This is a genomic window from Streptomyces turgidiscabies Car8 (assembly GCF_000331005.1).
Classification (GTDB): Bacteria; Actinomycetota; Actinomycetes; order Streptomycetales; family Streptomycetaceae; genus Streptomyces; species Streptomyces turgidiscabies.
In genome coordinates this window covers 1-7,988 of sequence record NZ_AEJB01000563.1, presented here as the reverse complement: position 1 = coordinate 7,988, position 7,988 = coordinate 1, and the positions used below count along the sequence as shown (strand labels likewise).

At 72.7% G+C, this 7,988-nt stretch carries 5 protein-coding genes; 3 read left to right on the top strand and 2 right to left on the bottom strand.

All coding sequences use genetic code 11. From position 1 onward, the window contains the following. Positions 1-695 (bottom strand): methyltransferase domain-containing protein (locus STRTUCAR8_RS40190; protein ID WP_044473715.1); only part of this gene is annotated, 695 nt, incomplete at its 3' end. A gap of 41 nt (positions 696-736) precedes the next feature. Then, positions 737-2,101 (bottom strand): serine hydrolase domain-containing protein, encoded by a 1,365-nt coding sequence (locus STRTUCAR8_RS40185; protein WP_006382120.1) that lies wholly within the window; start codon positions 2,099-2,101, stop codon positions 737-739. Between the two features lie 110 nt (positions 2,102-2,211). Here STRTUCAR8_RS40185 and STRTUCAR8_RS40180 point away from each other — a divergent pair, with 110 nt between their 5' ends. The 3 genes from STRTUCAR8_RS40180 to STRTUCAR8_RS40170 form a co-directional block, all read left to right on the top strand. Beyond that, complete coding sequence (locus STRTUCAR8_RS40180; RefSeq protein WP_006382121.1) at positions 2,212-3,426, top strand: hypothetical protein; 1,215 nt, start codon at positions 2,212-2,214, stop codon at positions 3,424-3,426. Between the two features lie 48 nt (positions 3,427-3,474). Next, positions 3,475-4,332: a TIGR03936 family radical SAM-associated protein gene (locus STRTUCAR8_RS40175; protein WP_006382122.1), complete on the top strand. Its 858-nt coding sequence runs from the start codon at positions 3,475-3,477 to the stop codon at positions 4,330-4,332. Positions 4,333-4,595: 263 nt separating this feature from the next. Beyond that, on the top strand, positions 4,596-7,988 hold a 3,393-nt coding region (locus tag STRTUCAR8_RS40170; RefSeq protein WP_006382124.1), incomplete at its 3' end, for an Rne/Rng family ribonuclease.

The following is a 7,988-nucleotide window of genomic DNA, read 5'->3' as shown; positions in this document are numbered from 1 at the left end:
CCCCGGCCTCTGTCGATGTGGCCGTCCGCGACGGCCTGTTGCGTGTTGCGGCCCAGACCCAGGGTGTGGTCGCCGTGCTCGAAGTCGGTGAAGACCGGGGTGGTCGCGAGCACGGTCTCGACGCGGAAGCCCGCCCCGACCGCCAGCCGGGCGAGGCCGCGCCCGACGGTGGCGTGGCGGACCACCTTCTCGGTGGTGTAGCGGGTGAACGCGCGGCTCGTCTCCAGGTCCTCCGCGTCCACCGCCAGGGTGTCCCAGTCGGGCTCCACCAGACCGACGCGGGCGCCGGGGCGGGTGGCGGTGTGCAGCTGGGCCAGCACCTCCGAGGGGGACCGCACATGCATCAGCACCCGGTCGATCTTGGCGCGGTCCACCGTCCCCGGAGCGACGGGCAGGGCATGTGCGTCCGCCTCCCGGATCTCCACCGTGTGCGCGGCGGCGGTGCGTTCACGGGCCGTCGCCAGCATCGCCGGGTCCTGGTCCACCCCGATCACCCGGCCGGCCGCACCGACGCGCTCCGCGAGAGCGGGCAGGTCGGTGCCGGGGCCGCAGCCCACGTCCAGGACGGTGTGGCCCGGTCGGAGGTCCAGCAGGTCGAGCAGCTGCCGTTTGTACGCCCGGCCGGCTTCCTCGGACGCGGCGCGCAGCATGTAGGACGCCTGGTCGGGCCTGGGTACACCGAGAGTCTTCGCCATGGGCGGCAGTCAAGCAGGTGTGCGCCGGGCGCCAAGTGGGTTCAGCGGGGGTGCAGTTGGCAGGGGTGCGTGAGGAGGTTGCCCAGCAGGCCCTCCGTGTCACCGGATTTGTGGGCCCGCGCCACGCCTCTGAGGGTGCCGTTGTCGTGGTGGAGGTGGAGTGACAGGGCCGGGCTGTTGATCCGGGCGTCCGCTGTGGGGAGTTGCAGGGGGAAGGCCGCCTGGAGGTCACAGGTCCGAGACGCGCTCGCCGGGGCTTCCGCGCTCTCGCCGCTCAGCCGCAGACGGGCCCGGCCGTCCTCCGGGAAGAGGGTCAGCGACACCGGGATGTCTCCCTCGGGGGTGCTGATCGAGCCGCGCCAGTCGGTTGCCGGGAGGTTCACAGGGCGCGCCGGGTCGTCGGTGAAGGGGGAGATCGACCCGGGGGAGAAGCCCGGGACGAGGGTGTCGAGGATGTGGTGGGTGATCCGGTCGCGGGCCGTCTTGTCGGTGCTGTTGGTCAGTACGGACACCGACAGGCGCTGCTCGGGCACGGTCACGACGATCGCCGCGACGCCGCCCATGCCGCCGCCGTGGCTCTGCACCAGGGGGCCGGTACCGCGCGACAGGCACCAGCCGAGCCCGTATCCGAGGCCCGGGTTGACCGGGCGGGCCTCGCGGACGGCCGCCGCCGTCTCCGGTTTCAGCAGACGGTCGTACGACTGGGCGAAGAGCGCCAGTTGGGCGGCCGGTGCCCAGCCGAGGGTCGCGCCGGGGTGGCTGGTGTCGCAGTACGGCGGGTAAGGGCGGCCGTCGGGCGTGTAGCGCGTCGCCCAGGGAGCCGGGCCCGGGTAGGTGGGGCCCAGATGGAGGGCGCCCAGGCCGAGCGGTTCGAACACCTGCTCCCGTACGAAGTCCGCGAGCCCCTGGCCCGTCGCCTCCTCCAGAAGCCGGCCCAGGGCCCGGTAGCCGAGGTTGGCGTACTCGAAGGCGGTGTCCGGGGCGCGGTGCGGTATCGCGTACGGGGTCGCGTCGATCCGGTCGCCGTCCCCGGGGCCGCCGTAGTGGAAGTCGTAGTGGGCGCCGAAGCCGCCCCGGTGCCGGAGTATTTGGCGGGCGGTCGGGGCGGGCCACCCCTGGCCGCGCGCCATGGACACCGGTACGGGGGCGTCCAGGTCCAGCAGGCCCTGGTCGGCCGCGACGCAGATCGCCGTCGCCGTCATCGGCTTGGTGACCGAGGCGAGGGCGTAGGCCGTGCCGGGGGTGGCCGGGCGGCCCGAGGCGATGTCCGCGAGGCCGTGTGCCTCGGCCAGGACCACTTCGCCGTGTTCCACGACCGCCGTCGAGACCGAGGGGCAGTGATGCTCCCCGATGGTCGAAGCGCAGTACTCGGCCAGCCCGTTGAGCCTGCTCGGCGTGTTCGGCATGCACGCATCCTGGCAGGGTCAAAGTCGTATGTTTACGGCCGGTGTCCCTCGTCCTGGTCACTTTTCGGATACACCGCATCCGGACGGGGGGTTGGCGCGTCTACGTCGGTATGGATCTGGAGAAACCGGCCGCCGAGGCACGGCAGCCCGAGCGGCAGCCCGAAGGGTGTCTCGTCGTCGCGATTCGCCTCCCCGTGCGGATCGTCGTGCTCGTGCTGGTCGTGCCGGTACGGATGGTGTGGGACGCGCTGGCCGCCGGCTGGCGCCTCCTCACGGACGCGGTGCTGCGGCCCCTCGGGCGGGCGCTCGGCTGGGTCGCGCGGGCCGTCCTGATCTGGCCGTTCGTCGGGCTGTGGCGGTACGTCGTCGTGCCCCTGGGCACGGCGCTCGGGTGGCTCGCGAAGGTGCTCCTCGTCGTGCCCCTGGTGTGGCTCTTCCAGCACGTGCTGACGCCTCTGGGCCAGGGGACCGTCTGGGTGTTCCGGGGGGTCGGCGCCGGGCTCGTGTGGGTCTACGCGCGCGTGCTCACGCCGGTGGGACACGGCGTGCTGTGGGTGTTCCGGGGGATCGGCGCAGGGTTCGCGTGGGTCTACGCGCGCGTGCTCACGCCCGGCGGGCACGGGCTGCTCTGGGCGCTCAGGGGGATCGGGGCGGGCATCGCCGCCGTCGGGCTCGGTTTGTACGCCGTTGTCGCGTGGCTCGCGCGGTACCTGGTCGTCGTACCCGCGAAGTGGCTGTACGCGTGGGTCCTCACGCCGGTCGGCAGGGCGATCGCCTGGTGCGCCCAGGGGCTTCAGTGGCTCGTGACCATGGGGTTCATGGGGATCGGGTTCGTCCTCCACTGGGTGCTGCGACTGCTCCTGGTGCTGCCCGCGCTCGCCCTGTGGCGCTGGGTCCTGACGCCCCTGGGACGCGCCCTCGCCGTGGTCGGGCGCGAGGTCGGGGCCGCGCTCGGACATGCCTGGCGCATCGCCGGGTACATCTCGCTCGCCGTCGGACGGTTCCTGGGGACCCTCCTCAGGTGGATCTTCGTGGAGCCTGTGCGCTGGGCGTACCAGGTGGTGCTGACGCCCGTCGGACATTTCGTCCGGGACGCCGTACTGCGGCCCGCCGCCGATGCCGCGCGCAGTGTGGGCCGGGTCACCCGGCAGGCGCTGGCCACGGCACGCGAGTCGGCACGGCAGGCCCGCGCCGACTTCCGCCGGATGCTCTTCGGGGAGACGAAGGAGGAGCGCCCGCAGGCGGTCCCCGCGCCCCGGCGGGAACCAGGAAGCGCCGACGGACGTACTCTAGGTAGCAGTACGACCGCACTCACGAAGGACTGAACGACACTGGGCAAGCGACAGCCCGAAGGCCCGCCGCCCGCACTCGCGGTGCAGCGCATCCGACTGCGCTACACCAAGCGTGGCCGCCTCCGGTTCACCAGCCACCGTGACTTCCAGCGCGCTTTCGAGCGTGCGCTGCGCCGTGCCGAGGTGCCGATGGCCTACTCGGCGGGGTTCACGCCGCATCCGAAGGTGTCGTACGCCAATGCCGCACCCACCGGCACGGGCAGCGAGGCGGAGTACCTGGAGATCGCGCTCACCGAAGCGCGCGATCCCGACAAGCTGCGTGAGCTGCTCGACGAGTCGCTGCCCACCGGGCTCGACATCGTCGACGCGGTCGAGGCCCGGACCTCCGGGCTCGCCGACCGGCTCACGGCTTCCGTATGGGAGCTGCGACTGGAGGGTGTGGCGCCCGAAGACGCGCGCCGCGCCGCCGACACCTTCAACGCCGCCGAGACCGTCGAGGTCCAGCGCCTCGCCAAGAACGGCATGAGAACCTTCGACGCCCGAGGCGCGGTCGCGCACCTCGAGGTACGCGAAGCAGGCGTCGACGCACGTGTCGAAAGTCATTTTGAGACGCACAGTCCACAGCCCGCCGCAAGCGTCGGCTCCACGGGAGCGGCTGGCGCCGCGCCCCCTGCTGGGCCGACCGACCAGCCCTGTGCGATACTGCGGCTGGTTGTTCGGCACGTGACGCCTGCTGTTCGACCCGACGACGTTCTGTCCGGTCTTCGCGCCGTGGCCGACCTCGCGCCGCCGGTCCCCGCTGAGGTGACCAGGCTGGCGCAGGGGCTGTTCGATGAAGAGACCGGCACGGTGACCGACCCGCTCTCGCCCGACCGCGAGGCAGCGGTGGCCCTCTCCATGGCCACTCCGACTGCCGCCGCGTCGCAGGCGCCGGCGTAAGGAAGGTCCCGCGAAGGGACGGACGTCGTAGCGTCGCCCTCGGACTCGGGAGCCACCTGGGTCGGGCAGCGCACCGACCACAAGACTTTCGCCAGGCCGTACGCAACATGGCGTACGGAACCGGCGAGACAGGACACAGAGAGCTCCCGTGCGGCGCCCGCGCCCCGGACGGCGGCACCGCGCACTGCGCGAGCCGCGGACGTCACCGGCACCCAAGCCGGACCGGGTGCGGCGCCCGGGAGCCTGACGGGAGAACTGCCCGCATGCTCGAACCGACCGAACCCGCTTCGGAGCCCACCGAGGGTTCCGCACACGACACCCCCAGCGACACACTGCCGCCGCGCCGTCGGCGCCGTGCGGCGTCCCGCCCCGCGGGACCGCCTGTCGCCGGGACCGAGGCCGCCGCTGCGGCCGAGACCACCGCGCCGGCCATACCGGCCGCAGAGGTCGACCAGGTCGCCGCGGCCGATCAGGCCGCTGAGACCGAGCGACCCGCCGAGGAAGAGGCAGCGCCCGCTCCTCGTGCGCGTCGTCGGGCCACCCGGCGCGCGTCCGCGCCCGCCGGTGCGCCCGCCAAGGCTGCCGAGGCAGCCGTTGACGAACCGGCCGTGGCCGCCGTATCCGCCCCGACTGCCGAGGAGAGCGGCGAGCAGGGCGAGAAGAGCGACGAGGAGAGCGCGGCCGCCGAGGCGCCCGCTCCGCGTGCCCGTCGCAGGGCCACGCGCCGTGTCTCCGCGCCCGCCGCCGTCGAGACCGAGGCAGCCGCCCCGGAAGCTCCCGCGGCAGAGGCGCCCGCAGCAGTCGCCGAGGCTCCGGCCGAGGTGGAGGCCGAGCCCGAGAGCGAGCCCGTCGCTGAGGAGGCCGGGACGCGTCGTGGGCGCCGTCGGGTCGCCCGCAAGGCCGCCGTCGGGTTCTCCGCACCCGCGCCCGCCGTCCAGAACGGCGAGAGCGAGGGTGGACGACGTCCCGCGCGTCCCGCGGTCGCCGTGTTCCAGGCGCCCGTCTTCACCGAGCCGATGTTCCAGACGCCCGAGCGGGCCGCCGCGGCGGCTGCCGCCGAGGCTGCCGAAGACGTCGAGGAGCTCGCGGTCGAGGAAGAGGTCGTCGAGGCCGCTCCGGTCGCCGAGGCCGTCGAGGAGCACGCACCGCGCCGTCGGCGCCGTCGTCGCGGTGGCGACGAGGAGCCCGTGGCCGCCGCGCCCGTCGTGGTCGAGGAGCCGACGTACCCGGAGGACACCGAGAGCGTCGACGACGCCGACGAGTCCGCCGAGGACAGTGCCGACACGGACGACGACGGCGACGAGGAAGGCCCCGGTTCGCGTCGGCGCCGCCGCCGCGGTGGCCGTCGTAGGCGCCGTGGCGAGTCCGCCGACTCCGAGGGCGAGTCCGGTGACGACGACTACGCCGCCGAGCAGGCCACGCGTTCCGCCGAGGACACCGAGGACGCTGCGGACACCGCCGACCAGGCGGACGAGGACGCCGAGGAGGACGAGCGCGACGAGCCGGGCGGTTCCGGTTCGGCCAGCAGTCGTCGCCGGCGCCGTCGGCGTCGTCGTGCCGGTGACTCCTCCGGTGAGAGCGAGCCGGTGCTGGGCGACAGCGACCCCGAGCGCACGGTCGTCAAGGTCCGTGAGCCGCGTCCGAAGCGGGACGAGCACCCGAGCGACGAGGTGCAGTCCATCAAGGGCTCCACGCGCCTCGAGGCCAAGAAGCAGCGCCGCCGGGAAGGCCGTGAGCAGGGACGCCGACGCGTTCCGATCATCACCGAGGCCGAGTTCCTGGCCCGCCGCGAGGCCGTCGAACGCGTGATGGTCGTACGCCAGTACGGCGACCGCACCCAGATCGGTGTCCTTGAGGACAACGTGCTCGTCGAGCACTACGTCAACAAGGAGCAGTCGACCTCGTACGTCGGCAACGTGTACCTGGGCAAGGTGCAGAACGTGCTGCCCTCCATGGAGGCCGCGTTCATCGACATCGGCAAGGGGCGCAACGCCGTCCTGTACGCCGGTGAGGTCAACTTCGAGGCGCTGGGGATGGCCCACGGGCCGCGGCGCATCGAGAGCGCGCTGAAGTCCGGCCAGTCGGTGCTCGTGCAGGTCACGAAGGACCCGATCGGCCACAAGGGTGCCCGTCTGACGAGCCAGGTCTCGCTCCCGGGCCGCTACCTGGTCTACGTCCCCGAGGGGTCGATGACCGGCATCAGCCGCAAGCTGCCCGACACCGAGCGCGCGCGTCTGAAGACCATCCTCAAGAAGATCGTCCCGGAGGACGCGGGCGTCATCGTGCGCACCGCCGCCGAGGGCGCGAGCGAGGACGAGCTGCGCCGTGACGTCGAGCGGCTCCAGGCGCAGTGGGAGGACATCGAGAAGAAGTCGAAGGGCGGCAACGCGCCGACCCTGCTGTACGGCGAGCCGGACATGACCGTCCGCGTCGTGCGCGACATCTTCAACGAGGACTTCACCAAGGTCATCGTCAGCGGTGACGAGGCCTGGCAGACCATCCACGGGTACGTGTCCCACGTGGCCCCGGACCTGGTCGACCGGCTGTCGAAGTGGACCTCCGAGGTCGACGTCTTCGCGACGTACCGCATCGACGAGCAGCTCGCCAAGGCGCTCGACCGCAAGGTGTGGCTGCCCAGCGGCGGTTCGCTGGTGATCGACAAGACCGAGGCGATGATCGTCGTCGACGTCAACACCGGCAAGTTCACCGGCCAGGGCGGCAACCTGGAGGAGACGGTCACCAGGAACAACCTGGAGGCGGCCGAGGAGATCGTGCGCCAACTGCGGCTGCGCGACCTGGGCGGCATCGTCGTCATCGACTTCATCGACATGGTCCTGGAGTCGAACCGGGATCTGGTGCTGCGGCGTCTGCTGGAGTGCCTGGGCCGTGACCGTACGAAGCACCAGGTGGCCGAGGTCACGTCGCTGGGGCTCGTGCAGATGACCCGTAAGCGGGTCGGGCAGGGCCTCCTGGAGTCGTTCTCCGAGACCTGCGTCCACTGCAACGGCCGCGGTGTCATCGTGCACATGGAGCAGCCGACCTCCGCCGGAGGCGGCGGCAAGCGCAAGAAGCGTGGCCGTGGCGGTGCCGAGAGCGAGCACACCCACGAGCACGATGTGCTGGTCGACGGATCCGACAACGAGGCTGACGAGGCTGAGGCCGACGCGTTCGAGGAGACCGAGGCGGAGGTCGCGGCCGAGGTCGCGGCGCCCGTCGCGCTGTCGGCGCCCGTCTTCGTGCCCGACGAGGAGCTGTACAGCAGCGCCGCCGAGGCGGAGGCCGCGGCCGGCCGCGGTGGCCGTTCGAGGCGGCGGGCCGGCAGGCGGGCCTCGGCTCCGGCCGGGGCGCCGCGGGCGGAGTCGCGCCGCGGCGACGGGCGTTCGTCGCAGGGGCGTGGCTCGGATGCCGTCACGGCCGAGTCCGTCGTCGCCGAGGCTCCGGTGGAAGCGGAAGCAGATGTGGCGGCTGCCGTGGTGCCTGAGGTGACGCCGGTCGTGGTTCCCGAGGCCGTGGCTCACGCCGAGCCCATGGCTGTCGAGGACCCGGTGGTCGAGGCGCCCGTCGCCGAGACGCCGGTCGCGGTGCAGGACGACGCGGCTCCCAAGGGACGTACGCGTCGGCGGGCCACCCGCAAGGTGTCGGCGCCGGCCGGTTCG

What these genes read in the sequence shown, in the direction of transcription:
- STRTUCAR8_RS40180 (WP_006382121.1), top strand. Translation starts at nt 2,212, where the DNA reads ATGGATCTGGAGAAACCGGCCGCCGAGGCACGGCAGCCCGAGCGGCAG.
- STRTUCAR8_RS40185 (WP_006382120.1), bottom strand. Translation starts at nt 2,101, where the DNA reads ATGCCGAACACGCCGAGCAGGCTCAACGGGCTGGCCGAGTACTGCGCT.